Origin of the sequence: Streptomyces colonosanans (genome assembly GCF_001866645.1) — a bacterium.
Taxonomy (GTDB): domain Bacteria; phylum Actinomycetota; class Actinomycetes; order Streptomycetales; family Streptomycetaceae; genus Streptomyces; species Streptomyces colonosanans.
The window spans coordinates 36675-61372 of record NZ_MLYP01000082.1; the positions used below are offsets into that span (position 1 = coordinate 36675).

General features: G+C 70.1%; 16 protein-coding genes and 1 pseudogene. 6 read left to right on the top strand and 11 right to left on the bottom strand.

All coding sequences use genetic code 11. From position 1 onward, the window contains the following. Positions 1-14: 14 nt before the first annotated feature. From BIV24_RS35740 to BIV24_RS32595, 4 genes are read right to left on the bottom strand one after another with little or no spacing between them, the layout of a single operon-like run. The gene (locus BIV24_RS35740) at positions 15-1550 is read right to left on the bottom strand and encodes a hypothetical protein (RefSeq protein WP_071369156.1); all 1536 of its coding nucleotides are present in this window, start codon (positions 1548-1550) and stop codon (positions 15-17) included. Then, entirely contained in the window at positions 1547-1882 is a 336-nt protein-coding gene (locus BIV24_RS27455) for a helix-turn-helix domain-containing protein (protein ID WP_071369157.1), read from the bottom strand. Before BIV24_RS27455 ends, BIV24_RS35740 begins: the two co-directional genes overlap by 4 nt. After that, a complete protein-coding gene (locus tag BIV24_RS35745; protein ID WP_071369158.1) occupies positions 1879-2094 on the bottom strand; it encodes a tyrosine-type recombinase/integrase in 216 nt (71 codons plus the stop codon). The genes BIV24_RS27455 and BIV24_RS35745 overlap by 4 nt, the downstream gene beginning before the upstream one ends. Beyond that, positions 2091-2513, bottom strand: a complete 423-nt coding sequence (locus tag BIV24_RS32595) for a hypothetical protein (RefSeq protein ID WP_245766955.1) — start codon at positions 2511-2513, stop codon at positions 2091-2093. The genes BIV24_RS35745 and BIV24_RS32595 overlap by 4 nt, the downstream gene beginning before the upstream one ends. Positions 2514-2880: 367 nt before the next feature. Between BIV24_RS32595 and BIV24_RS27470 the strand changes: the two are divergent. Next, positions 2881-6008: pseudogene (locus BIV24_RS27470) on the top strand (Tn3 family transposase). A 153-nt stretch (positions 6009-6161) separates the two neighbouring features. Here BIV24_RS27470 and BIV24_RS27475 read toward each other — a convergent pair. Next, positions 6162-7040, bottom strand: a complete 879-nt coding sequence (locus BIV24_RS27475; RefSeq protein ID WP_071369160.1) for an alpha/beta fold hydrolase — start codon at positions 7038-7040, stop codon at positions 6162-6164. Positions 7041-7152: 112 nt separating this feature from the next. Between BIV24_RS27475 and BIV24_RS27480 the strand changes: the two genes are divergently transcribed. Both BIV24_RS27480 and BIV24_RS32600 read left to right on the top strand, forming a co-directional pair. Continuing rightward, positions 7153-9090, top strand: a complete 1938-nt coding sequence (locus BIV24_RS27480; RefSeq protein WP_071369161.1) for an AfsR/SARP family transcriptional regulator — start codon at positions 7153-7155, stop codon at positions 9088-9090. Positions 9091-9494: 404 nt separating this feature from the next. Then, on the top strand, positions 9495-10646 hold the full coding sequence (locus BIV24_RS32600) for a recombinase family protein (RefSeq protein WP_079168568.1): 1152 nt from the start codon (positions 9495-9497) through the stop codon (positions 10644-10646). On the opposite strand, the gene BIV24_RS35750 is transcribed toward BIV24_RS32600, so the two are convergent. Continuing rightward, on the bottom strand, positions 10630-12075 hold the full coding sequence (locus BIV24_RS35750) for an NACHT domain-containing protein (protein WP_342745288.1): 1446 nt from the start codon (positions 12073-12075) through the stop codon (positions 10630-10632). The genes BIV24_RS32600 and BIV24_RS35750 overlap by 17 nt on opposite strands. A 727-nt stretch (positions 12076-12802) precedes the next feature. Between BIV24_RS35750 and BIV24_RS27495 the strand changes: the two genes are divergently transcribed. Further along, positions 12803-13057, top strand: a complete 255-nt coding sequence (locus BIV24_RS27495; RefSeq protein ID WP_071369163.1) for a hypothetical protein — start codon at positions 12803-12805, stop codon at positions 13055-13057. 99 nt (positions 13058-13156) lie between these two features. Here the strand turns inward: BIV24_RS27495 and BIV24_RS27500 are convergent, their stop codons facing one another. The 4 genes from BIV24_RS27500 to BIV24_RS27515 all read right to left on the bottom strand — a co-directional run bounded on the left by BIV24_RS27500 (position 13157) and on the right by BIV24_RS27515 (position 19865). Next, on the bottom strand, positions 13157-16942 hold the full coding sequence (locus BIV24_RS27500; protein WP_071369164.1) for a multifunctional oxoglutarate decarboxylase/oxoglutarate dehydrogenase thiamine pyrophosphate-binding subunit/dihydrolipoyllysine-residue succinyltransferase subunit: 3786 nt from the start codon (positions 16940-16942) through the stop codon (positions 13157-13159). A gap of 283 nt (positions 16943-17225) precedes the next feature. Beyond that, positions 17226-18332: a sensor histidine kinase gene (locus BIV24_RS27505; protein ID WP_071369165.1), complete on the bottom strand. Its 1107-nt coding sequence runs from the start codon at positions 18330-18332 to the stop codon at positions 17226-17228. Further along, positions 18329-19066 carry a response regulator transcription factor gene (locus BIV24_RS27510; protein ID WP_071369166.1) on the bottom strand — a complete coding sequence of 246 codons (738 nt, stop codon included), beginning with the start codon at positions 19064-19066 and terminating at the stop codon, positions 18329-18331. Before BIV24_RS27510 ends, BIV24_RS27505 begins: the two co-directional genes overlap by 4 nt. 112 nt (positions 19067-19178) lie before the next feature. Beyond that, a complete protein-coding gene (locus BIV24_RS27515; protein ID WP_071369167.1) occupies positions 19179-19865 on the bottom strand; it encodes a spermidine synthase family protein in 687 nt (228 codons plus the stop codon). 284 nt (positions 19866-20149) lie between these two features. On the opposite strand from BIV24_RS27515, the gene BIV24_RS27520 reads away from it, so the two are divergent. Continuing rightward, positions 20150-20911: a rhomboid-like protein gene (locus BIV24_RS27520; RefSeq protein ID WP_071369168.1), complete on the top strand. Its 762-nt coding sequence runs from the start codon at positions 20150-20152 to the stop codon at positions 20909-20911. A gap of 189 nt (positions 20912-21100) precedes the next feature. Here the strand turns inward: BIV24_RS27520 and BIV24_RS27525 are convergent, their stop codons facing one another. Further along, positions 21101-21895 carry a GNAT family N-acetyltransferase gene (locus tag BIV24_RS27525; protein WP_071369169.1) on the bottom strand — a complete coding sequence of 265 codons (795 nt, stop codon included), beginning with the start codon at positions 21893-21895 and terminating at the stop codon, positions 21101-21103. A gap of 165 nt (positions 21896-22060) precedes the next feature. On the opposite strand from BIV24_RS27525, the gene lon reads away from it, so the two are divergent. Continuing rightward, positions 22061-24478: an endopeptidase La gene (gene lon, locus BIV24_RS27530; RefSeq protein WP_071369170.1), complete on the top strand. Its 2418-nt coding sequence runs from the start codon at positions 22061-22063 to the stop codon at positions 24476-24478. Positions 24479-24698 lie beyond the last annotated feature (220 nt).

Consider the following 24698-nt stretch of genomic DNA (forward strand, 5'->3'; position numbering starts at 1 on the left):
GTGAGCTCGCGTATTCAACTGTCACCAGTTCGCCGAGGGGTCCAGCCTGGCGGTGACCGCCAGTGGTCCCCAGAGACGTATCGGCTCCAGCTGCCTCCGGCCTCGGAGGCCAACTTGGCCGTGGTGACCTGGTGGTAGCTCAGAGCCTCCGCGACGACCGGGGCGGGCATCTCCAGCACGTGCTGCCGGATCGCGGCGGTGCGACCGGCGGTGGTGGGGATGCCGATGTCGTTGAGGAGCGCCGCAAGGACGTCGGGGTGGATCGGTTGCCCGGCTCGGCGGCCCGGGAACAGCCACCGGCAGGCGTGGTTGGTCGCGGTGTTCATGTTGTCCCGGCTCTCAATCCAGCGGAACAGGAGTTCCGCGAGCGGTTCGGGAACAGGGGATGGCGGCTCGCCGAGCCGGAGAAGGGTCTGCTGCTGGGTGCGGGTGATGTCTTCCAGCGTGAGGCGGACGACGCGGCTGAGCGGCTGGGCGTAAAGCAGGACGATGCACCCCGCGACCCGGACTCGCAGAGGCAGGTTCGGGTCGGTGAGAAGGCGTCCGATCAGCTCCAGGCGCTCGGTCTGCGGCATCGGTGCGGCCCGGCTGATGTGCACTGGAGGAAGCCGGAAGGGCCGGGTGAGCTTGCTGGTCGAGCACCACAGCAGGAAGTTCCGGATGGTGTTGCGGGCGTGCTGGTTGTGTTCGGCGTGCCAGGCGTCGATGCCGGTCTGGCCGCAGGTGGCGAGAGTGTGGTCCCGGTCGGCGAGCCAGTCTAGGAACGCGGTGGCCTGCTTGACCTGGTCCGCGACGCGTCTGCGGGCGGCTGGTGTGACTGGCTTCTTCTCGGCGCGGGTCCGTAGCCGTGGCAGCACTTCCCAGGTGGCGTATCGGCGGATGATCTGAGCGTGGTCGGGGTCGGGGATGCTGGCGAGGTGCTCGATGAGCCATCGTTCGAACGAGCAGATTCGTTTGTCGATGGCGGGCAAGGTGCAGCAGGTCATGAGGAGTTCCCGCAGGTGGGCGGCGGCCCGCCATGGCTGGAGATGATGGAAGGCCTCGTGGGTCAGCTCGATGTCGCCTTGAGCGAGCCGCCGTAGGAGGTCAGCGGTGGAGCCGGGCTTGCCGTTACTCCTGTTCAGCCAGGCAAGGCCGGACAGTGGGCTGTCCATGGCCAAGAGCGAGTCGGCCAGCGGGAGAAGTTCGGGGCGGATGCGGCCGGTTCCGTCGTTCAGCAGTTCGTCGAGTCGGTCGGCGATGGTGCATCGAGTGCAGAGCCGTGCGCGGTGGAGCTTGTCCTCCGTTCCGCAGCGAGAGCATCGGTAGGACATCATGAAGCCCGCGCAGTCGGAGCAGATCCGTCTGCCGTCGCCGGGCCGCAGGCCGGGAAGCGCGCGCTCGTCGCCGCAACCGGGGCAGGTGCCGCGGACTAGGACGGCCTTGTCGTGGCAGGTGCGGCATACGTGGCCATCGGGCCAGCGGGCGGCGAACCAGCCGTGCCGCTGGCAGCGGGCGCAGGTCCTCTTGTGCCAGCGCTCGCACTCTTCCGGAGTGTAGGTCGGGCTCACGCGTCAGGCAGAATCCGGGCCGGCCGGGGGCGCAGTTTCGCGACTGCCGACGGCGGGGCCGGAACGTCGCCCGTCGCGGTCTTGCGGACTCCGGCGTTCTCGGCAGTTGTCGTGACCAGGTCGGCCGGTGTGCAGGCGAAGATGTCGCAGAACGCGGCCAGTACTTGGAGGGAAAGCCGTTCGGGGGTGCCGGAGACCAGTCGGTGGATCTGAGATGCGGACAGCTCGATGCCTCGGTCGCGCAGCATCGGCACCAGTTCGGCGGTGGTGAAGATGCCGTGCGCGGCCATCACCTCACGCAGCTTCCACGTGTAGCCGACCCTGCGTTTCACGACTGCCTCCGGTTCTGGCTCTCCAGAGCGGCGGCGACGGTGCCGTCCAGGTGTCGTCGCAGGGTGCGGGTGCGGAAGTCTGAGCTGACGCAGGTGTAGATCGAGGTTGTGCTCGCGTGGTCGTGGCCGACCTGCTCCTGGACGAACCGCGGGTCCCAGCCGTCCTCGATCAGATGCGTGACGTAGGACCTGCGGAAGGAGTGGAAGTTCACCGACGTCCGGCCGCTGCCCACTCATGCACGACCTGGACCGGGTGGGAGCCGAACCGCTCTTCGCAGGTGGTGGCCCACTCGTAGAGAGGATCGGTGGCGAAGTGGCAGAAGGCGCGGACGGCTTCGGAGTACGAGCGGATCGTCGAGCGCTTCAGGTCACGCAATGAGCGCAGGTCACCAAGCCACTCGTCGACCATCGCCGGCGTCCACTGCCACGGGAATGCATTCACGTAGGCGGCGAACGCCTTCACCGTGTTCTCCCGGCCCTCGACCGTAGAGCGGGCCAGGTTCCGCGCGAGCTGCTGGTTGGCAAAGCCGCCCAGCATTGCCGTGAACACCTGCTCTTCCGGCCTCAGTAGTGCGACCCCGTCCGCCAGGTGCAGCGTCGCCGCCCCCGGCACCGTCCCTCTGAACCTCACCGGCCACCACTCTCCGTCACTCGCATCTGATGCGAGGAAACCGCATCAGATGCGAGCCGGAGCTGAAACCGCAGACCATCCACCCCCACGAGTGACAAGGGCTCGCCACTACCCCTTGCCAAGAGCTACGGTCACACTCCACTCAGACGCCCGACGCCGCTGGTCAGCCGCATAGCCGTGCATCGCCTCGGACGCGATGCGCATACCGTCGCCAGTTCGCATCCGATGCAATTGGCGGCGCTTGTAGTTGAGGTACAGGAAATCCCGGTGAGAATGATCATGGTCGTCTAGCACACGCGATCGGCCTGGTGCGGGGGTTCGGAGGAAGATCCTCGATCGCTGCCGGGGCATCGCTACCGTCCGCCGCATGCCGGTGGAATTTTTAACTGATGAGCAGGCCGAGGCGTACGGGACGTTCACCGAGGTGCCCACCCGCCCGGAACTGGAGCGGTTCTTCTTCCTCGACGATGACGACCGCGACCTGATCGCCCTGCGGCGTATGGACGCACATCGCCTGGGCATGGCCTTGCAGATCTGCACGGTCCGCTACATCGGCCGGTTCCTGGGTGAGGACCCACTCGCGGTGCCGTGGGAGGCCGTGGAGTACCTGGCCGGACAGCTCGGCATCGCTGATGCCTCGTGCGTCAAGCGGTACCCGGAGCGCCGGTCGACGGTGTACGAGCACGCGGCGGAGATCCAGAAGCGGTTCAAGTACCGGGACTTCGCGGATCGGAAGTGGGGGCGGGAGTTCCGCGGCTTCCTGTACGGGCGGGCGTGGACACATGCCGAGGGGCCGGTGGCGCTGTTCAACCACGCTGTGACGTGGCTGCGGAAGAACCGGGTGCTGCTGCCCGGCGTTTCGGTGTTGGCACGGCAGGTGTCGGAGGCCCGGAAGGTTGCCGAGCGGCGCTTGTACGAGGCGGTGGCCCGCGCCGCGTCCCAGGCTGATCCGTCGCTCGCGCGGGCGCTGGCTGAGCTGCTGGTGGTGCCGGAGGGCAAGCGGGTCTCTGAGCTGGAGCGGCTGCGTACTCCGCCGACCAAGTCGACGGGTACGGCGATGGTGCGGGCCATGGAGCGGGTGGAGGAGATCTCGGCGTTCGCGCTGGGGCGGGTGAACCTGTCCCGGGTGCCGGTGAACCGGCTGTCCACGCTGGCCCGGTACGGGCAGTTGAGCAAGGCGCAGACGATCGAGCGGGCGCCGGAGCCGCGGCGGACCGCGCTGTTGACGGCGGTGGTGCGTCAGTTGGAGGCGCAGGCGGTCGATGACGCGCTGGACCTGTTCGCGGTGCTGATGGCGAACCGGCTGATCAGCCCGGCCCGTCGGGCGTCGGACCGGGATCGTCTCGCGATGCTGCCGCAGCTGGAGAAGGCGGCCCGCATCCTGGCGAAGGCGTCGAAGATCCTGACCGAGGAGCTGGACCTGGTCGCCGAGGCCGGGACGGACCTGGACGTCGGCGCGTTGTGGGCGGCGGTTGAGGAGGCCATGCCGCGTACGGCGGTCGCGGGGGCGGTCGCGACCGTGGAGTCCCTGGTACCGGAGGACGACGGGTCGGCCGAGGCGGCCATGCGGGAGAAGCTGGCCCTGCGCTACAACACCGTCCGGCCGTTCCTGTCTCTGCTGGGTGAGTCGGACGCGCTCGGCGCGGCCCCGGCCGGGCGGCGGGTGCGCACCGCGGTGCGCCGGCTGCCCGCGCTATCGCGGCGGCGAAGGACCGGCCGCTGCTGCCCCGCGAGGTCGACGCCGAACTCGTGCCGGCGATGTGGAAGCGGGCGGTGTTCTCCAACTCGAAGCTGCCGCAGGGCGCGGTCGACCGTGACGCGTACGTGGTGTGCGTGCTGGAGCAGCTGCATCGCGCGCTGAACCGGCGGGACGTGTTCGCCTCGCCGTCGAACTGGTGGGCGGACCCGCGCGCGAGGCTGTTGGACGGGCCGCGGTGGGAGGCGATGAAGGCGGACGTGCTGGCGGGCCTGTCCCTGCCCGAAGATGCCGCCGAGCACCTGGACCAGCTGGTCCGGGGGCTGGATGCCGCGTGGCGGCAGATGGCCGACCGGCTTCAGGAGGCCGGTGACGACGCGAAGGTGGAGGTCGTCGTCCCCGAGGGCGGCGGCAGGGCCAAGTTGTCGGTGGACAAGCTGGGTGCGGTAGGTGAGCCGGAGTCGCTGACCTGGCTGAAGAACACCACGGAGGCGATGCTCCCCCGGATCGAGCTGCCAGACCTGCTGTTCGAGGTCCATTCCTGGACCGGGTTCCTCGATGCCTTCGGCCACGTCTCCGAGCGGCGCACCCGCATGGAGGGCCTGCTCATCTCCCTGGTCGCGTTGCTGGTCTCCCAGAGCTGCAGCATCGGCCTGACCCCGGTCATCGACACGGAGAACAAGGCGCTGACCCGCTCGCGACTGTCCCACGTCGACCAGAACTACGTGCGCGCCGACACCATCGCCGCGGCGAACGCCGCGCTCATCACTGCCCAGTCCCGTATCGAGCTGGCCCAGATGTGGGGCGGCGGGCTGCTCGCCTCCGTCGACGGGCTGCGCTTCGTCGTCCCGGTCAAGAGCATCAACACGGGTCCCTCGCCCAGGTATTACGGCTACAAACGGGGCGTGACCTGGCTCAATGCAGTAAACGACCAGGTGGCGGGGATCGGCGCGATGGTGGTGCGCGGCACGCCGCGCGACAGCCTGTACACGCTGGACACCCTGCTGAACCTCGACGGCGGGGTGAAGCCGGAGATGGTCGCGACCGACAACGCCTCGTACTCGGACATGGCGTTCGGCCTGTACAAGATACTCGGCTTCCGCTTCGCTCCGCGCTTCCGGGACCTGGAAGACCAGCGGTTCTGGCGGGCCGACCTGCCCGACGACGGCGGTGAGCCGGCCGGGTACGGGCCGCTGGACGACGTGGCCTGCCACAAGGTCAACCTGAAGAAGATCGCCACGCACTGGCCGGACATGCTCCGCGTGGCCGGGTCGCTCATCACCAACCAGGTCCGCGCCTACGACCGGCTGCGGATGTTTGGCCGCGAGGGCCACCCGACCCCGCTGGGGGCCGCGTTCGCCGAGTACGGGCGGATCGACAAGACCATGCACCTGCTCGCCCTGGTCGACCCGGTGGACGACACCTACCGGCGGCTGATGAACCGCCAGCTCACCGTCCAGGAGTCACGCCACCGGCTCGCCCGCGCGATCTGTCACGGCGGCCGCGGCCAGATCCGCCAGGCGTACCGCGAGGGCCAGGAGGACAAGCTGGCCGCCCTGGGCCTGGTCCTCAATGCCGTGGTGCTGTGGAACACCCGCTACCTGGATGCCGCCGTGGCCCGGCTCCGCGCCGAGGGCCACGACATCAAGGACGAGGACGCAGCTCGCCTCTCCCCGCTCAGGGACCGGCACATCAACTTCCTGGGCCGCTACCTGTTCAACATCACGGCCAGCGGCCCCGGCCAGGGCCTGCGCCCCTTCCGCGACCCCGCGGCCGAGGACGACGAGGAAGAGAACTGACCGCCGGCGCACCCAAGACGTTAGGCCGTTCGTGGTACCCCGTGCAGGCCGGGCGGCACCGCCTGGGTACCCAGCGCAAAAGTATGCTGATCGCCGAAAACCTGGCGCTCGCCGACCGACCGCGGCCCAGCCGACGAGTCGAGAGCAGGAGGCTCAGCGGGCCAGCAGGCCCCGGATCACGGCTGCGATCTCGTCGGGTGCCTCTTCGGCCATGAAGTGCCCGGCGCGGGTCAGCCGGTGGTCCAGGTCCGGCGCCCACGCCTTCCACACCCCGGCAGCGTCGTAGCCGAGCTGCGCGCCCCAGTCCTGCTGGACGACCGTCACGGGCATGGCCAGCTGCGACCCGGCGTCCAGGTCCGCTTGGTCGTGCATGACGTCGATGTCCGCCGAGGCCCGGTAGTCCGCGACGATCGACGCCACTGCCGCGGCGCTCGCGCGCAGGTATTCGGCACGTACATCCTCGGGCATGGTGGTCGGGTCGTTGGCCCAGGCGTCGAGGAAGGAGCCGAAGAACGCGTCCGCGCTGCCTGCGATCATCGTCTCCGGCAGGCCCGGCGGCTGCGCCATGAGGAAGAGGTGGTAGCCGACCGCCGCCGAGGTGCCGTGCAGGACGTTCCACATGTCGAGCGTCGGCACGATGTCGAGGATGCCCAGGTGCGTGATGGTCTCAGGGTGGTCCAGCCCCGCCCGGAAGGCGACCAGGGCGCCTCGGTCGTGGCCGACGAGGGCAAAGCGCTCGTGGCCGAGCGCCGCCGCCAGGGTCACGACGTCGGCGGCCATGGTGCGCTTGGCGTACACATCGGGGTCGGAGGCTGCCGGCTTGTCGCTGGCGCCGTAGCCCCGCAGGTCAGGACAGATCACCGTGTGCTCGTCGGCGAGCCGCTCGGCGACGTGTCGCCACATCAGGTGGGTCTGGGGAAAACCGTGCAACAGCACGACCGGGCTTCCGCTGCCGCCGACAGCTGCAGCCAGCTCCACACCGTCCGCACCGGGCAGGCGGACGTGATCGAAGCCGGGAATGGTGAGCGTCATGAGGGACCACCCTTTCGGGTCGAGGACTTGACCGGATCAGCTTGGGCGACGGCGATCAGCAGCCGATCAGTACGGTTGGGCGCAGTCGGCCCCTGGCACGGAGGATGGGGGCATGCGAATCGACGTGCTCGGTGTGGTGCGTGCCCTCCGCGACGACGGCAGCCCGGTTGACCTGGGCGGACCCCGCCATCGTGAGGTACTCGCCCGGCTCGTCGCCGCCGAGGGACGGATGGTCACCACCGACACCCTCGTCGATGACCTGTGGACCGTTCCGCCTGCCCGCGCCGTGGGTGCTTTGCGTACCTTCGTCGCCGCGCTGCGCCGTGCCCTCGAACCCGACCGGCCGCCCCGCAATCCGCCGCGCGTCATCGTCACCGAAGGTCCCGGCTACGCGCTGCGCCTGCCGCGCGAGGACGTGGACGTCCATCGGTTCCAGGACACCCTGGCCCGAGCCCGCCGCAACCCCGCCGCGGTGACCGACCTCGGCGCGGCACTCGCGGCCTGGCGAGGACCCGCCTACGCCGATGTGACCGGCTCCGCATGGGCGCAGCGCGAGCGGAACCGGCTGGAGGAATTGAGGTTGGAGGGGGTGGAACTGCGCGCCCGGATCCTTCTCGACTCCGGAGAAGGGGCCGATCTCGTTGCCGAACTGGGTGCCCATGTCGCCGAACACCCGTGGCGCGAGCCGGCCTGGGAGCTGCTTGCCCGCGCGCTGTACCGCACGGGCCGCCAGGCCGACGCGCTTGCCACCCTCCGCCGTGCCCGCGCGATGCTCGTCGACCAACTCGGACTCGACCCCGGTGGCGACCTTCAGCGCTTGGAGACGGACATCCTCAACGGGTCCGCGCCCCCCGAAGGAGCACGTACGGCGTGGACCGGCCCTGGTGTCCGGCTCGGCCCGCGCACCACCGTGGATCTGGCCCGCACCCTCGCACTGGCGGGTGGCGACGCCCTCGTCCGCTCGCGGCGCGACCGCCTCGCCGCCATCCAGGCGGCGGAACGCACGGGAAACCTCTCCCTGACCGCCCGGATCATCGGCGCCTACGACGTGCCCGCCCTCTGGAGCCGGGCCGACGACCCCGAGCAGTCCCGCGCCGTCGTCGCGGCTGCCGAGCGCACGCTCACCGGGCTCGGCCCAGACGGCCCTGCCGACCTGCGCGCCCGCCTCCTGTCCACGGTCGCCGTCGAGAGCCGCAGCGCCGATCTGTCCGGGACCGAGCTGAAGCACGCGCAGCAGGCGGCGCGTCAGGCCGAGGAGCTGGCACGGGACCTGGCCGATCCCGCCCTGCTGGCCTTCGCCCTCAACGGAGTGTTCCTTCAGTCCTTCACCCGCCCCGGGCTCGCGGCGGCACGGAACCGGATCGGCGCCGAGATCCTCGACCTGGCCACCCTGCACGACCTGCCGAACTTCGCCGTACTCGGCCGACTCGTCCGCCTGCAATCCGCCTCGGCCCTCGGCGACCTCGACGCCGCGACCTCGCACGCCAACGCGGCCGACCAGCTCGCCGCCATCACCGAGGCGCCCCTCGTCCCCGTCCTCACCGGGTGGTTCAGGGCCCGGGCCACGGCCGCCCGCAGCACCGAACCCGGCGGACCGACCGCCGCCACGGCAGCAGCGCACTACCGCGCTGCCGAGGACGCCCTCCGGACGGCCGGAATGCCGGGACTGCACCGCGGCCTGTTCCCGCTCGCCCTACTGGGACTGCGCCTGCTGCACGACCGGCCCGCGCCCACCGACCCGCACCTCGACTGGGGCCCGTACAGGCCCTGGACTCGCCCACTCGTGCTGCTCGCCCAGGACCGGGTCGAGCAGGCCCGTACCGCCCTCGCTGCGGTGCCCGAACCACCGCGTGACCACATGCAGGAGGCTATGTGGTGCCTGACCGCCCGCGCCGCCGTACGCCTCGACGAGCGCGGAATCGCCGCGCACGCTGAAGCTGCCCTGCGTGATGCCTGTGCAGAACACGCCGGCGCCGCTAGCGGAATGCTGACCCTGGGCCCGGTGGCGCGGTACCTGGCAGAGGCGGAGGCATGCGCCGGAGCAGGGTAAGCGACCGCAATCCGCGAACGCCGAGCCTGTCCGCGCTCACCCCACGGCCCCGGCGGAATCAGGTCGCCATGACGTTCAGGGGCATCCGTCGCCGACGCCAGGCAGTCGGCGACGGTCTCGACGCCAAGCGTGGTGATCCACTGCCCGTAGGCGTTCACGCAGGGCGCTGTGGCAATCTAGGCGACAGCCCTGGTGGTGGTCGCTGCTGTCAACCGCATCGTGGGGGCCAGCGGGCCGTCTGTAACGGCTTGGTGACAAGCGTGACGCTCGGCGATTCGCATAAATGACCAGTTGCGAGAGTTCTGAGAACGACCCGGGGTCGATCACGTTTCCCCAGGTCGGCGTTCGCAGAAGTCCTCTCAAAACCCGCACGTTGTGCGAGACTGTTCTGACAGACTGCCCGGGTGGATCTGACGCCCGATCAAGCTGCAAGCGCGGTAGAACGAAACGACTGTCCGAAGTGTGAGGCCCCGGCCGGAAGCCCGTGCCGCACCCGCGGCGGGAAAGCCGCCACGAAATACCACACCGCCCGCTTCATCCTCATCCCCGCACTGCGGGAGGAACTCGACGTCCTCGTCCCCGAGGACCGCGGACCCGGGCGGCCGTGGAAGCCAGGGCCGCCCGTCGAGCAGGCGCCGGCGGCACCGGTCGCGAAGCCGATCCGGATCGGGTACGCGCGCTGCTCGACCGCACAGCAGGAACTCGCCAGCCAGCTCGCCGCCCTCGAACCCGTCTGCAAGCGCATCTTCTCCGAGAAGATCTCGACCCGCGTCAAGGTCCGTCCCGAACTGGAGAAGGCGCTCAAGCTTGCGTACGACATCAAGGAGGCCGCCCCCGACCAGGAGGTCATCCTCACCGTCCACGAGCTCAAGCGACTCGCTCGCAACGCCGCGGAGCTGATGACGCTGTCCGCCCAGCTCCAGACTGCCGGCGTCCAGCTCGAACTCCTCACCGGCCCGCTCACCGGCATCTACGACCCCAACGGCATGGGTGCGATGTTCTTCGCCGTCTTGGCCGTCGCCGCCCAGCTCGACCGCAACTACATCCGGGAGAAGACCCTGGAGGGCCAGATGACCGCCGCGGCGAAGGGCAACCACGGCGGACGGCCGAAGGTTATCGACGACGACATGCTCACCTTCGCCATCGCGTTGAAGAACAAGGGCGTCCCCGTCCCGCAGATCGCGAAGAAGCTCACGATCAAGACCGGCAAGAACGCGGGCAAGCCCCCGTCCGTCGCCTCGCTGTACCGGGCGCTCGCCGAGGCCGAAGACGCCGCCGGGTCCGACGATGCACAAGTCATCGGCCCCCGCCGTCCGGTCCATGCCTGCATCACCGGGCCCGGCAGCGGCACCGACCCGGCGCTGATGGAACGGCTCACCGCGCAGGTCCTCAACGGCGACACCGTGCTGGACGACCTGGCCTGCCGGGCCGAAGGCGGCTCCGACGACCTGGGGGCCCAGCTGCTCGCGCAGGCCCGGAACGGCGACCGGTGGGGGAAGCACAGCAAGATCAATCTCACCGGGATTTCCTGTACCTCGACTACTCACACCCGGTGACCGTCGGGATGTGCCCGAGGCCGCCCAGGGTGTCGAACGCCTCGTCCTGGTCGTCCCGGTCCCCGGTACAGCAGCCGATGCGCTCCAGACGCTCGATCACCTGACGGCAGTGCGACTCGCCGAACCGGACGCCCTCGGCCAGGAGCAGCCCGGCCAGCAGAGAGCGCGAGTGGCCGCCCGCCGTCCCCGAGGACAGACGCTCCGCGAGCAGGTCGGGGGCACAATCGGGCCGACTCGCCCACAGGCACATCACGAACAGCGGAAGTGTGTGGTCGTCGCTCTGGAACACCCGCCAGAACCACGACTCCGCATTCGGGAAGTCGGCCCGGATCTCGTCGGCGTACACCTCGGCGGCGAAGTACTCGGCGAAGGAGTGGTGCAGGAACCGGAATCCGTCCTCCGCGTTGACGAGCAGCCCTGTGCCGACGAGGACATCGGGAAGACCCTCTTCCCAGTCGGGCAGTTCGTGCAGGCACGCCGGGCCCGTCACCCGTACCCAGTCCGCGGCGGCTTCGAGGAGGGGCCCTTCGTGCTCCAGCCGATGGCGGCCCAGCGCCCGGAGCAGGGCGCGCTTGTTTCGTTCGAGCCACAGATACAGCTCCAGGCGGTCCGGATCGTCCTGGAGACGGCGGCGCAGCGCGCTCTGTCTGCCGCCCGACGTTCCGGGGGAGAGCAGGCGAGCGAAGAAACGCTCGTAGAGGCTGACGCGGTGGGTGGGCAGCGGGCGGCCGGGGCTCACCGTCGCGTTCACCGCGGCGATCGTGGCCAGCAGCGGATTGCGCACGAGCTCGTGCAGGCGACTGTCCTCGGTCTCGTCGAGGAACCGGTCCGCGGCGGCCCGTGCCTGCTCGTCGGCATCGAACTGCGCGGCGAACCACCTGTCGGCGAACTCTCGCAGTTCCTCGGGACCGAACGGCTCCAGTGTGTGCTCGCCGAGCACTGCGGTGCGCAGCGGCGACAGCTCGGCGTCCGGGAGCGGTCGGCTGGTGATGACGAAGCGGTAGTCACTGTCGGCGCGCGCGTGCTGTGCGATCGCCTTGACGACGGTCCGACGTGCGTCGGCGTCGGTGATCTCGTCCAGGCCGTCCAGGAGGACCAGCCACCGGGCGCCCTGCACCCTGGACCGGAACAGCCAGGAAGCGGGGTCCGCGACCATGCTCAGCCGCATGGTGCGACGTACGGCCTGCTCCAGCGCCGCGCTCCAGGAGTCGGACTCGCTGACGAGTGCGTGCGCCGCGATCCGTACCGGCAGCACCGGTTCGGCGAGCGGTGCCGACAGGCTGGCCTCCTGACGCAGCCATATGCGTGCCAGAGTCCATGCCAGATGGCTCGTCAGCGTTGACTTTCCGGCGCCGGGTTCGCCGGTGATCAGCAGGTGCTCGTGGCGGGCGAGCGCGTCCTGGACCGGCAGCCTGGCATCGGCGCGCAGTGGTCCGGTGCCCTGAGCCGGCTCGTTGCGCGCCTCGTCGCCTCGTCGCCTCGTCGCCTCGTCGCCTCGTCGCCTCGTCGCCTCGTCGCCTCGTCGCCTCGTCGCCCCGGCGCGCCGGCGGCTCCGCCGTGGCTTCGCTCTGCACCCGCACCCGCTGCCGTACGTAGACGGCCGAAAGCGGCGGCTCCGCCACGCCCAGCATGTCGTACGGCAGTCGTTCCACCGCTCGCGCCTGTGCCTCCAGGAGGGTCTTCAACGACAGGCTTGGCTGCGGGAGTTCGGACCATGAGGTCAGCTGAGGTGCGCGCGCCTCGCGGGCGGCGTCGGCGGCCAGGTCCATGGCCTCCTTGGCACGTACCCAGACCGGTTCGACCTCCGCGGGCTCGCGGCCCAGCGCGACCGCGTACGACTTGACCTGCCGCAACGGGAAGAGCCGAGCAGCGGTGCTGATGCCGTACACCACGTTCTTGTAGGCGAGTTCGGCCCGCACGACCGCGTTGTGGGTCGGGTACCCCGCCTCCTCGATCGCCTGGTCGAACCAGTCCGCCAGCTCCTCCAGCTCCGAATGGCGTTGCCGGTCGTCCTTCGGTGGTCGTCCCCCGGCCATGACTCCCCCTTGCCGACGATCTGAGTTTCCCGGAGTTTCCACAGCGTAGAGGGAAACTCCCGTCGTCTCCCAGAGTTGGAGGCATCCTCAACACCGCCCGGATCGCTGGGAGTTGACCCCATGCCGTCGATCATCACCGCCGACCCCGTCCTCGCGCTCGTCCTCGTGTCGGTGAGTGCCTTCGCCACCCTCGCCCGCGCCTGGATCGCCCACCGCACCGCCGTACGCAGGGAGCAGGAGCACACCGAGCGGACCCGGATCGCAGTCGGTGGCTCGGCGAGCGAGCACCGTGCCGCGGTGGTACGTGCCTGCGCCGAACTCGAAGCGGCGGCACAGCCACGGCCGGTGGGACGGCGCAAGCCCCGCAGCCCGTAAGGACCGGGGGCCCGTCCGCCGGGCCCCGCGGATGCCGAAGGGCCCGGTCCCGGGAAGAATCCCCGGGACCGGGCCCTGTCGTCAGGTGGGCTCAGAGGCTCACGCCTCGAACACCTCTCGCACCAGCTGCTCCTGCTCCGCCTGGTGCCGCTTCGCGGAACCGACGGCCGGGGAGGAGCCGTGCGGGCGGGAGATGCGGCGCAGGCGCTCGCCCGGCGGGATGTCCGCGCCGACCGCCAGGTCCAGGTGGTCGATGAGGTTCAGGGCGATGAACGGCCATGCGCCCTGGTTCGCCGGCTCCTCCTGGGCCCACAGGTACTTCTCGGCGTTCGGGTACTTCTTGATCTCCTCCTGGAGCTCGGCACCCGGCAGCGGGTACAGGCGCTCGAGGCGGATGATCGCCGTGTCCGTCACGCCGCGCTTGCGGCGCTCCGCGTCGAGGTCGTAGTAGACCTTGCCGGCCGTGAAGACGACCTTGCGGACCGCGGCCGGGTCCACCGAGGCGTCGCCGATGACCGGGCGGAACTGGCCCGTCGTGAACTCCTCCGCCTTGGACGCGGCGGCCTTGAGGCGCAGCATCGACTTCGGCGTGAAGACCACCAGCGGCTTGTGGTGCGGGTTGTGCGACTGCCACCGCAGGAGGTGGAAGTAGTTTGACGGCGAGGTGGGCATGGCCACCGTCATGTTGTTCTGGGCGCACAGCTGCAGGAACCGCTCCGGGCGGGCCGAGGAGTGGTCCGGGCCCTGGCCCTCGTAGCCGTGCGGGAGCAGGAGCGTGACGCCGGACGTCTGGCCCCACTTCTGCTCCGCCGACGAGATGAACTCGTCCACGACGGTCTGCGCGCCGTTGACGAAGTCGCCGAACTGGGCCTCCCACATCACCAGCGCGTTCGGGCGGGCCAGCGAGTAGCCGTACTCGAAGCCCATCGCCGCGTACTCGGACAGCATGGAGTCGTAGACGTTGTAACGCGCCTGGTCCTCGGACAGGTACTGCAGCGGCGTGAAGTCCTCGCCCGTCTTGCGGTCGATGAGGACCGCGTGACGCTGGCCGAACGTGCCGCGGCGCGAGTCCTGGCCCGACAGGCGGACCGGGACGCCCTCGAGCAGCAGCGAACCGATCGCGAGGGTCTCGCCCATGCCCCAGTCGATCGTGCCGTCCTCGACCATCGCCGCCCGGCGCTGCAGCTGGGGCAGCAGACGCGGGTGGACGGTGATCTGGTCGGGGATGTTGACCTGGGACTCGGCGATCCGCTTGACGACCTCGGCGGAGACGGCCGTGTCGACCGCCACCGGGAAGCCGTCCTGCGGGTACTGCGCGGCGGCCTCGGCCGGCTGCGACGTGGCCTCGCGGACCTCGGTGAAGACCTTCTCCAGCTGGCCCTGGTAGTCCTGCAGGGCCTGCTCGGCCTCCTCCAGGGTGATGTCGCCCCGGCCGATCAGCGACTCGGTGTACAACTTGCGCACCGAGCGCTTCTTGTCGATCAGGTCGTACATCAGCGGCTGGGTGAAGGCCGGGTTGTCCGACTCGTTGTGACCGCGGCGGCGGTAGCAGATGAGGTCGATCACCACGTCCTTGTTGAACGCCTGGCGGAACTCGAAGGCCAGATGCGCGACGCGCACGACCGCCTCCGGGTCGTCGCCGTTCACGTGGAAGATCGGGGCCTCGATCATGCGGGCCACGTCCGTGGCGTACATCGAGGAGCGGGACGCCTCCGGGGCAGCGGTGAAGCCGACCTGGTTGTTGATGACGATGTGGACCGTGCCGCCGGTGCGGTAGCCGCGCAGCTGCGACATGTTCAGGGTCTCGGCCACCACGCCCTGGCCCGCGAAGGCCGCGTCGCCGTGGATCGCGACCGGCATGACCGTGAAGTCCGTGCCGCCCTTGTTGATGACGTCCTGCTTGGCGCGGGAGACACCCTCGAGGACCGGGTCCACCGCCTCCAGGTGCGACGGGTTCGCGACCAGGGAGACCTTGATCTGCTCGCCGTCCAGGCCGGTGAAGGTGCCGTCGGCGCCCAGGTGGTACTTCACGTCGCCGGAGCCGTGCATCGACTTCGGGTCGAGGTTGCCCTCGAACTCACGGAAGATCTGCGCGTACGACTTGCCGACGATGTTCGCGAGCACGTTCAGGCGGCCGCGGTGGGCCATGCCGACGACGACCTCGTCCAGGCGCGACTCGGCAGCGCTGTCGATCACCGCGTCGAGCAGCGGGATGACCGACTCGCCGCCCTCCAGGGAGAAGCGCTTCTGGCCGACGTACTTCGTCTGCAGGAAGGTCTCGAAGGCCTCCGCCGCGTTCAGGCGGCGCAGGATGCGCAGCTGCTCCTCGCGCTCCGGCTTGGAGTGCGGGCGCTCCACACGGTCCTGGATCCACTTGCGCTGCTTGGGGTCCTGGATGTGCATGTACTCGATGCCGGTGGTGCGGCAGTACGAGTCGCGCAGCACGCCGAGGATGTCGCGCAGCTTCATCATCGACTTGCCGGCGAAGCCGCCGACCGCGAACTCGCGCTCCAGGTCCCACAGGGTGAGGCCGTGCTCGACGATGTCCAGGTCGGGGTGCTTGCGCTGGCGGTACTCCAGCGGGTCGGTGTCGGCCATGACGTGGCCGCGGACCCGGTAGGAGTGGATCAGCTCGAAGACGCGGGCCGCCTTGGTGACGTCGTCGTCGTGCGAGGTGTCGATGTCCCTGAGCCAGCGGACGGGCTCGTACGGGATGCGCAGGGCCTTGAAGATCTCGTCGTAGAAGCCCTTCTCGCCGAGGAGGAGGTTCGCGACGACGCGCAGGAACTCGCCGGAGGCGGCGCCCTGGATCACCCGGTGGTCGTAGGTCGACGTGAGCGTCATGACCTTCGAGACGCCGAGCTTGTTCAGGGTGTCCTGGGAGGTGCCCTGGAATTCCGCCGGGTAGTCCATCGAGCCGACGCCCATGATCACCGACTGGCCGGGCATCAGACGCGGCACGGAGTGGACCGTGCCGAGGCCGCCGGGGTTGGTGAGGGAGACCGTCACACCGGTGAAGTCGTCCATCGTCAGCTTGCCGTCGCGGGCGCGGCGGACGATGTCCTCGTAGGCCTGCCAGAACTCGAAGAAGTTCAGGGACTCGGCCTTCTTGATCGCCGCGACGACGAGCTGGCGGTCACCGTTCGGCTTCACCAGGTCGATGGCGAGGCCGAGGTTGATGTGCTCGGGCTTGACGAGAGTGGGCTTGCCGTCCTTCTGCGCGAACGACCAGTTCATCGACGGCATGGCCTTGATGGCCTGGACCATCGCGTAGCCGATCAGGTGCGTGAAGGAGATCTTCCCGCCCCGGGCGCGCTTGAGGTGGTTGTTGATGACGATGCGGTTGTCGAAGAGCAGCTTCACCGGGACCGCGCGCACGGACGTGGCCGTGGGCAGCTCCAGGGAGGCGTTCATGTTCTTCGCGACGGCGGCGGCGGGGCCGCGCAGCGTCACCAGTTCGGGGCCAGCGGGGGCCTCGGCCACAGGTTCGTCCTTCTTCGGCTTGGCGGGTGCCGCGGCGGGCTTCGCTGCGGCGGGAGCGGCAGGCTTGGCCGGGGCGGGCGCGGTGGGCTGCGGAGCCGGTGCGGCCGGGGCCTGCGGTACTGCGGGAGCCGCAGGAGCGGCGGCCGGGGCGGCGGGCGTCGTCGTGGTGGACCCCGCGGCCCCCGCGGCCGCAGTACCCGCCGCAGCCGAGGGCGCAGCTGCCCCCGGCTTGTAGTCGGCGAAGAAGTCCCACCAGGCGCGGTCTACCGAATTCGGGTCCTGGAGGTACTGCTGATAGATCTCGTCGACGAGCCACTCGTTCGCACCGAACGCGGCTGCAGGGTTCTTCCCGGCCTGGTCGTCGGTCGAGACACTCGAGTTACTGGGGGACTGTGGCGACACGGCGGCAACCGCCCTCTTCCGCTTCGCAAGGTGATGGACAGCGGGGATTAAGGCTACGCCTCCCCGGCCGGGAAGGTCAGGTCGGACCGGTTCATCGTCGCGTATGTCACATCGGAAAGCGTGTTTCGGGGGTGGAATCGGCGGGAAACAAGCGTGGTTCCGGTCTGAATCGGGTACGGCGACCCCGGCCCGGCGCGGGAATGCGCGGGGCCCTTGCCTGATCGCATGCGGCTCCGCCTGCGGGGACGCGCATCGATCTTGTTGCTCCGCTTCGAACCCTACGTCAACTCGACACAGATGGCTCCCCCGGAAGAGTGACCTGGATCCGGCAGCCGCGTGGGGATTCGGCCACACCGATCCGGCCACCGTGCAGATCCACCGCCCAGCGGGCGATCGCCAGGCCCAGGCCCGTGCCGCCGTCGCTGCCCGGCCCGTGCGGCCGGCTCACGGCGCCGCGGTTGAAGCGCTCGAAGACCCGGTGCCACTCCGACTGGGGGATACCGGGACCCTCGTCCAGCACCTCCAGCTCCAGGGACTCCTGGGTGGGACCACGCCGGGCCTTCACCGTCACCCGGCCGTGCGGCGGGCTGTGCTTGACCGCGTTGTCGATCAGATTGGCGACGACCTGGTGGAGGCGCTCGGGGTCCGCGCGAGCGGTCAGCTCCGGCGGGGAGACGTCGAGGTGCAGATGGACGTCCGTTCGGCTGTGGCTGCCGGTGTCCGAGGCGATGCCCGCGCGCGCGGAGGACGCCATCTGCGCCTCTTTGAGGACGCCCGAGAGATAGGGCCACACTTCGAAGCGGCGCCGCTTCAGCAGGACGACGCCGTGGTCCAGACGCGAGAGGTCCAGCAGGGTCTCCACCAGGCGCCCCAGGCGCTCCGTCTGTTTCAGGGCCGTGCGCATCGTCTCGGGGTCGGCCTCCGTGACCCCGTCCACAATGTTCTCCAGCACCGCGCGCAGGCCCGCGATGGGTGTACGCAGTTCGTGCGAGACGTTCGCCACCAGTTCCTTGCGCTGGCGGTCCTGGGCCTCCAGCTCGTCGGCCATCAGGTTGATCGTGTGGGCCAGGTCGCCCAGCTCGTCCCGGCGGTGGTCGCGCACCCGGCGCGAGTAGTCACCGTGCGAGATCGAGCGGGCCACGGCGTTCATCTCGTCCAGCGGCGCGGTGAGCGAGTGCGCCACGAACTGCGTGATCAGCAGGGTGGCGATCATCGAGAACACCGTGATGAAGCGGAGCTCCGTCGCCGTGCGCACCGCGATCAGCAGCAGGCCCGTGGTGATCAGCACCGATATGACGACCAGCGCGCCCAGCTTGGTCTTGATGGAGAACGGGCGTACGCCGCCCCAGGGCTCCCCGGGGCTCCTCCGAGCGGGCGGCCCGCCGCTCATGGCGTCGGTGTCTCCAGCGCGTAGCCGACGCCGTGCACGGTCCGGATGCGCTCCGCGCCGATCTTCCGCCGCAGGGCCTTGATGTGACTGTCCACCGTGCGCGTACCGGAGGCGTCCGCCCAGTCCCACACCTCCGCGAGCAGCTGCTCGCGCGAGAGCACGGCGCGCGGTGTGTTGGCCAGGCATACGAGCAGGTCGAACTCGGTGGGCGTCAGATGGACGTCCTCGCTGCGCACCCGGACCCGGCGCTGCGCATGGTCGATCTCCAGCTCGCCCAGCCGCAGCATGCCGCTGCGCGGCGTCGCGGCGGCCAACGCGGCCCGCTCCACGCGGCGCAGCAGGACATGCACCCGCGCCGCCAGCTCCCGCATCGAGAACGGCTTGGTCATGTAGTCGTCGGCGCCGACGCCGAGCCCGACCAGCATGTCCGTCTCGTCGTCGCGCGCGGTGAGCATCAGCACCGGCACCGGACGCTGCGCCTGCACCCGACGGCACACTTCCAGGCCGTCGAAGCCCGGCAGCATGATGTCGAGGATCAGCAGGTCCGGCTGCCAGGCCTCGGCCGTGTCCACGGCCGCCGGGCCGTCGACGGCCGTTTGCACGAGGAATCCCTCGGCGCGCAAGCGGGCGGCGATGGCGTCGATGATCGTCGGGTCGTCCTCGACCACCAGAACCCGTCGCTGGGCGCCCGGGGTTGCCGCCGTGCCGTTGTGCGAGGTGTGTGTCTGCTCCATCGCCCGCCCCTGAGTGTGCTTTCCGGAATCCGTGGGGAGATCCCATGACTGCGCTCGACGCGTGGATGATCCGCGTCAGGGAAGCAGCGTACGGGGAGTTACCGCGAGTCGGCTATCCAGGTCTGACCGCGAGGTGCACGACATCGGGAACGCCCCGGGCAACGGGGACCTCTTCGGTGCGCACCTGCTGGAACCCGGCATTCCGTAGGGTTCCTTCGAAATCCGAAGAGGGCTGTGCGGACCACACCGCGAGTACGCCACCAGGTGTCAACACCCTTGCGCAGCTTGCGAGTCCAGAGGCCGAGTACAGGCTGTCATTGTCCTCCGTGACCGTCCAGTCGGGCCCGTTGTCGATGTCGAGGCACAGCGCGTCGTACGTGTCCGTCGTCTCATGCACGTAACGGACGAGGTCGGCTTCGAGGATGCCGGTGCGTGGGTCGGCGAGCGCTCGGGAGGAGAGGGCGGACAGCGGGCCGTCGAGGTGCCAGTCGATGATGGCGCGCTCGCGTTCGACGACGGTGATACGTCCCCAGCGCGGGTCCTCGGCGGCGTGTGCGAGCGAGAAGCCGACCCCGAGGCCGCCGATCAGCACGCTCGGCCGCGGGCGCCCGGAGAGGGCGTCGCACGCGACGTCGACGAGCAGCTGTTCCGAACGCCCGTCCGAGGTGTCCATCAGGAAACAGCCGTTGGCGATGATCTGCAGGAGCCCGCCGTGGCGCCGCAGCACGACCTCGCCATGCGGGCCCTGGCGACGGTCCAGGATCTGTGGGGTGTCGTAGGTGTCGTACGGATGAGGCATGGGTCTCATTGTGGTGACGCGGGGCCGTCGTGGACGAGGGATTTCCGGCGGTAGGAGCGTCGAACGGGTCGTGAGAGGCGCCGGCACGCACCGTGAACGGGCCGTCCGCGCCCGGGAGGTTATCCCCGAGGGCCCGCAAGCCGAGAACAGCAGTTCACCCATACGCCCCGAAGTTGCATGAAACACTTGGGGAGTTGGTGTGAATCCGCCTCTCGTGTGGCATCCGTCATGGACGGCAACCCGCGGGGCGCCAAAGGCGGGACGTGAGGGAAGGAGCGCCGCACTTGGAACGCACGGTCTCGGCGGCCGACGCCACGCTCACGGCTCCCGAGGCGGGCGTGCCGCTCCTGGACGGCATGCCGCGCCAGCGCACGGCATCGCCTCCCTGCGCACCGTCCCCGGCGCCCAGCTCGGGCCCGCGCCCCTGGCTGCTCCTGCCCACCCCCACGGGCACGCCCTTCACCTTCGGGTACTCCGCGGTCCTCGTCCTGACGTCCCTGTTCGCCGAGTACGCCGATCCGTCGCTGGTGTCCGCCCTGTACCAGGCGTCCAGCACCGACGTCGCGCACCTGATGCAGAGCCCGGCGCTGGTGCTGCTCGCCAGCGCGCTGTGGATCTCGGGCGGGGTGACCTCGTCGTTCGCGCTCGTCTTCCTGCTTGCCCTGACAGCGCTGGAGCGGCGGATAGGCGGCGCGCGCACGGCCGTCGTCTTCCTGCTCGGCCATACACTCGCGACCCTGGCCACCGAGATCCCGGTCGGCGTCCTGGTGCTGGCGGGCGAGCTGCCCCACAGCTCCCTGCACCGCCTCGACTACGGCATCAGCTTCGGCGTCGCGGCGAGCGTCGGCGCGCTGACAGGCCTGCTGCGGCCGTGGCTGCGCTGGATGGTTCTCATCGTGTCCAGCGCAGTGCTGCTCCAGGACCTGATCGAATTCGTGGACCCGATGTCGGACTGGGGCCATCTGCTGTCCCTGGCGATCGGCGTCGGGATGTGGCCGCTGGTGCGGCGCTGGCAGCGGACCGGCCCCCGTCCGTCCTCGGGGTAACGACCTGGGGAGCAAGAGGGAGTGGGTGAAGGAGCGGCGTCCGGTGCGGTCGACCGCAAGGCGCCGGAAGGTCCTCGTAGCGGAGCTACCAGGACGTTTCGGCAACGCCGTGAGCGGCCGTGCCGGACGCCGCGACGCCGCTCCCTCTTGCTCCCCAGTCGTAAGCGTGCCGTCGGCGCGCAGATGGGGTCAGGAGACCGGTGGCGTCCACACGTACGGCGTGGTCGTGGTGACCGCCCGGAAACCCAGCCGGCGCAGGATCGGGGAGCTGTCGTCGGACGCGTCCACGTGGAGGTAGCGGACTCCGCGTTCCACGGCGAGTCCGGCGCGCACCGCGACGAGGGCGCGGTAGATGCCCCGGCCCCGCCACTCGGCGAGCGTCGAGCCGCCCCACAGGCTGGCGAACTCCGTGCCCGCCCGGAACGCCAGCCAGGCCGCGGAGACCACCTCCCCGTCCGCCTCGGCGACGTAGACCGCGATCTCGTCCGGCGCGGCGGCGACCTGGCCGATCAGGTCGTCCGCGAGCCAGCCCCAGTCCTGCCCCCAGACGGCCGACTCCATGGCGGCGATACGGTGCATGTCCGCGTCGGCCGTGACACGCCGCAGCGTGACGCCCTCCGGCAGGACGGGCTGTCGCGCGGCCATCTCGTCGGCGCGGCCGACGAGCACCGTCTCCTGGTCCTCGGGGACGAACCCCGCGGCGCGCAGCCGGTCGGGGAGGTCGGCCGGGACGTCGTGCCCGCGCGTCTTCCACTCCAGCGCCGAGCTCCGGGCGGCGAAGAAGTCACGCTGACGGCTGATCAGCCGGTCCAGTTCCGCCCCGTGCACCCCGAGGTCGCGCGGCCCGCTGACGAACCCCCGGAACTGGCCGACGATCCGCAGCAGCGGGCCGTCCTGCTCGTAGGTCACGCCGAGGGGAGGAGTGGGCGGGGCGCCGCGCATCTGGTCGTCGTAGGCGGCGAGCAGGATCTCCGTGTCGGTCATGGGGGAGACCGTACGAGTGGCGGACCTGGGTGGGGCAACTGCTTTTCACCGGGCGGAGCGTGGCCGCAGGGGCTGATCGCTCACAGCGAACACCCTCCGGGGAACATTCGAATCCTTCCGCGCATTGAGTCGGCATAACTCAACTTGACTGCCGAAGGGGAGATCATGGCTTCGACGTCCGCATCGCTCACCCTGCCTGTGCTGCCGCTCGACGAGGATGTCGTGCTGCCGGGGATGGTCGTTCCGCTGGACCTGAACGACGCCGATGTGCGCGCCGCGGTGGAGGCCGCCCAGGCCGCCGCGCGCTCGGAACCAGGCAAGCCGAGGGTGCTCCTGGTCCCCCGTATCGACGGCACCTACCCGAGCACCGGTGTGCTCGGCACCGTCGAGCAGGTCGGCCGGCTGGCCGACGGCGACCCGGGCGCCCTGATCCGGGGCCGCGGCCGGGTGCGGATCGGCGCTGGGACGACCGGTCCGGGTGCGGCGCTGTGGGTGGAGGGGACGCGGATCGACGAGACCGTTCCCGACCCGCTGCCCGGCCATGTGGCCGAACTCGTCAAGGAGTACAAGGCCCTTGCCACCAGCTGGCTGAGGAAGCGGGGCGCCTGGCAGGTCGTGGACCGCGTCCAGGCCATCGACGATGTCTCCGCGCTCGCCGACAACTCCGGTTACTCGCCCTTCCTGACCACCGAGCAGAAGGTGGAACTCCTTCAGACCGCCGATCCTGTCGCCCGGCTGAAACTCGCCACCCAACAACTGCGCGACCACCTCACCGAGCAGGATGTCGCCGAGTCCATCGCCAAGGACGTCCAGGAGGGCGTCGACAAGCAGCAGCGCGAGTTCCTGCTACGCCGTCAGCTGGAGGCCGTCCGCAAGGAGCTGCGTGAGCTGAACGGCGACACCGAGGGCGGTGAGGAGTCCGACGACTACCGGGCCCGCGTGGAGGCCGCCGACCTCCCCGAGAAGGTCCGCGAGGCCGCCCTCAAGGAGGTCGACAAGCTGGAGCGGTCCTCCGACCAGTCGCCCGAGGGGTCGTGGATCCGCACGTGGCTGGACACGGTGCTCGAACTGCCGTGGAACGAGCGCACCGAGGACGCGTACGACATCCAGGGTGCCAAGGCCGTCCTCGACGCGGAGCACGCGGGTCTGGAGGACGTGAAGGAGCGGATCACCGAATACCTGGCGGTGCGCAAGCGGCGCGCCGACCGGGGTCTGGGCGTCGTCGGCGGGCGGCGCGGGGGTGCCGTGCTCGCGCTGGTCGGGCCTCCCGGTGTGGGAAAGACGAGTCTGGGCGAATCGGTCGCGCACGCCATGGGGCGGAAGTTCGTCCGGGTCGCGCTCGGCGGCGTACGCGACGAGGCCGAGATCCGCGGCCACCGGCGCACGTACGTGGGCGCGCTGCCCGGCCGGATCGTCCGTGCGATCAAGGAGGCCGGCTCGATGAACCCGGTCGTCCTGCTCGACGAGATCGACAAGGTGGGCTCCGACTTCCGCGGCGATCCGGCCGCCGCCCTCCTGGAGGTCCTGGACCCGGCACAGAACCACACCTTCCGGGATCACTATCTGGAGGTCGAACTCGACCTGTCCGACGTCGTGTTCCTCGCCACGGCGAACGTCCGCGAAGCCATCCCGGAGGCGCTGCTCGATCGTATGGAGCTGGTCCGGCTGGACGGCTACACCGAGGACGAGAAGGTCGTCATCGCCCGCGACCACCTGCTCCCGCGCCAGCTGGAGCGGGCGGGCCTGCACGGGGACGAGGTCACGATCGACGAGGGCGCGCTGCGCAAGCTCGCCGGCGAGTACACCCGGGAGGCGGGCGTACGGAACCTGGAGCGCTCGATCGCACGCCTGCTCCGCAAGGTCGCAGCGCAGCACGAACTGGGTGCCAGGGAACTGCCGTTCACTGTCCGCGACGAGGACCTGCGCGGGCTGCTCGGGCGTCCGCACCACGTGCCCGAGTCCGCCCAGGACCCGGCCGAGCGGCGTACGGCCGTCCCCGGCGTGGCGACCGGTCTCGCGGTCACCGGCGCCGGCGGTGACGTCCTGTATGTCGAGGCGTCGCTGGCCGACCCGGAGACGGGCGCGGCGGGCCTGACCCTCACCGGTCAGCTCGGTGACGTGATGAAGGAGTCGGCGCAGATCGCGCTGAGCTTCCTGCGCTCCCACGGCGCCGAACTGGAGCTCCCGGTCGGTGACCTGAAGGACCGGGGTGTGCACATCCACTTCCCGGCGGGCGCGGTTCCCAAGGACGGCCCGAGCGCGGGCATCACGATGACGACCGCGCTGGCCTCGCTCCTGTCCGGCCGCCTGGTCCGTACGGACGTGGCGATGACGGGCGAGGTGTCGCTGACGGGCCGCGTGCTGCCGATCGGCGGGGTGAAGCAGAAGCTGCTCGCCGCGCACCGGGCGGGCGTGACGACCGTCGTCATTCCGAAGCGCAACGAACCCGACCTGGACGACGTCCCTGCCGAGGTACTGGACAAGCTGGACGTCCACACCGTCACCGACGTCCGCCAGGTCCTGGAGCTGGCGCTCGCGCCGGCCGCTGATGACGCGGCGCCGGAGGTGCCGGTGGCGGCGTGACGGGCGCCACCGGAAGGGGAAGGCCCGGGTTCCGTGGGGGAGGCCCGGGCCTTCGCGCTGTCACGGTGCGTCAGCCGTTGGCGAGGGCCTGTTCCCGGTCCAGCGCCCCATTGCTGTGTTTGTCCGGGGGCAACCCCCGGACTCCCGGCCGGGTCGGTGTTGCGCTAGCCGTTGGCGAGGGCCTGTTCCCGGTCCAGCGCCCCATTGCTGTGTTTGTCCG

Bases quoted from the DNA above. Each gene is read 5' to 3' on its own strand.
- BIV24_RS27525 (WP_071369169.1), bottom strand. From the start codon at position 21,895: ATGACCGACACGGAGATCCTGCTCGCCGCCTACGACGACCAGATGCGC.
- BIV24_RS27475 (WP_071369160.1), bottom strand. From the start codon at position 7,040: ATGACGCTCACCATTCCCGGCTTCGATCACGTCCGCCTGCCCGGTGCG.
- BIV24_RS27505 (WP_071369165.1), bottom strand. From the start codon at position 18,332: ATGAGCGGCGGGCCGCCCGCTCGGAGGAGCCCCGGGGAGCCCTGGGGC.
- BIV24_RS27480 (WP_071369161.1), top strand. From the start codon at position 7,153: ATGCGAATCGACGTGCTCGGTGTGGTGCGTGCCCTCCGCGACGACGGC.
- lon (WP_071369170.1), top strand. From the start codon at position 22,061: ATGGCTTCGACGTCCGCATCGCTCACCCTGCCTGTGCTGCCGCTCGAC.
- BIV24_RS27510 (WP_071369166.1), bottom strand. From the start codon at position 19,066: ATGGAGCAGACACACACCTCGCACAACGGCACGGCGGCAACCCCGGGC.
- BIV24_RS27515 (WP_071369167.1), bottom strand. From the start codon at position 19,865: ATGCCTCATCCGTACGACACCTACGACACCCCACAGATCCTGGACCGT.
- BIV24_RS27495 (WP_071369163.1), top strand. From the start codon at position 12,803: ATGCCGTCGATCATCACCGCCGACCCCGTCCTCGCGCTCGTCCTCGTG.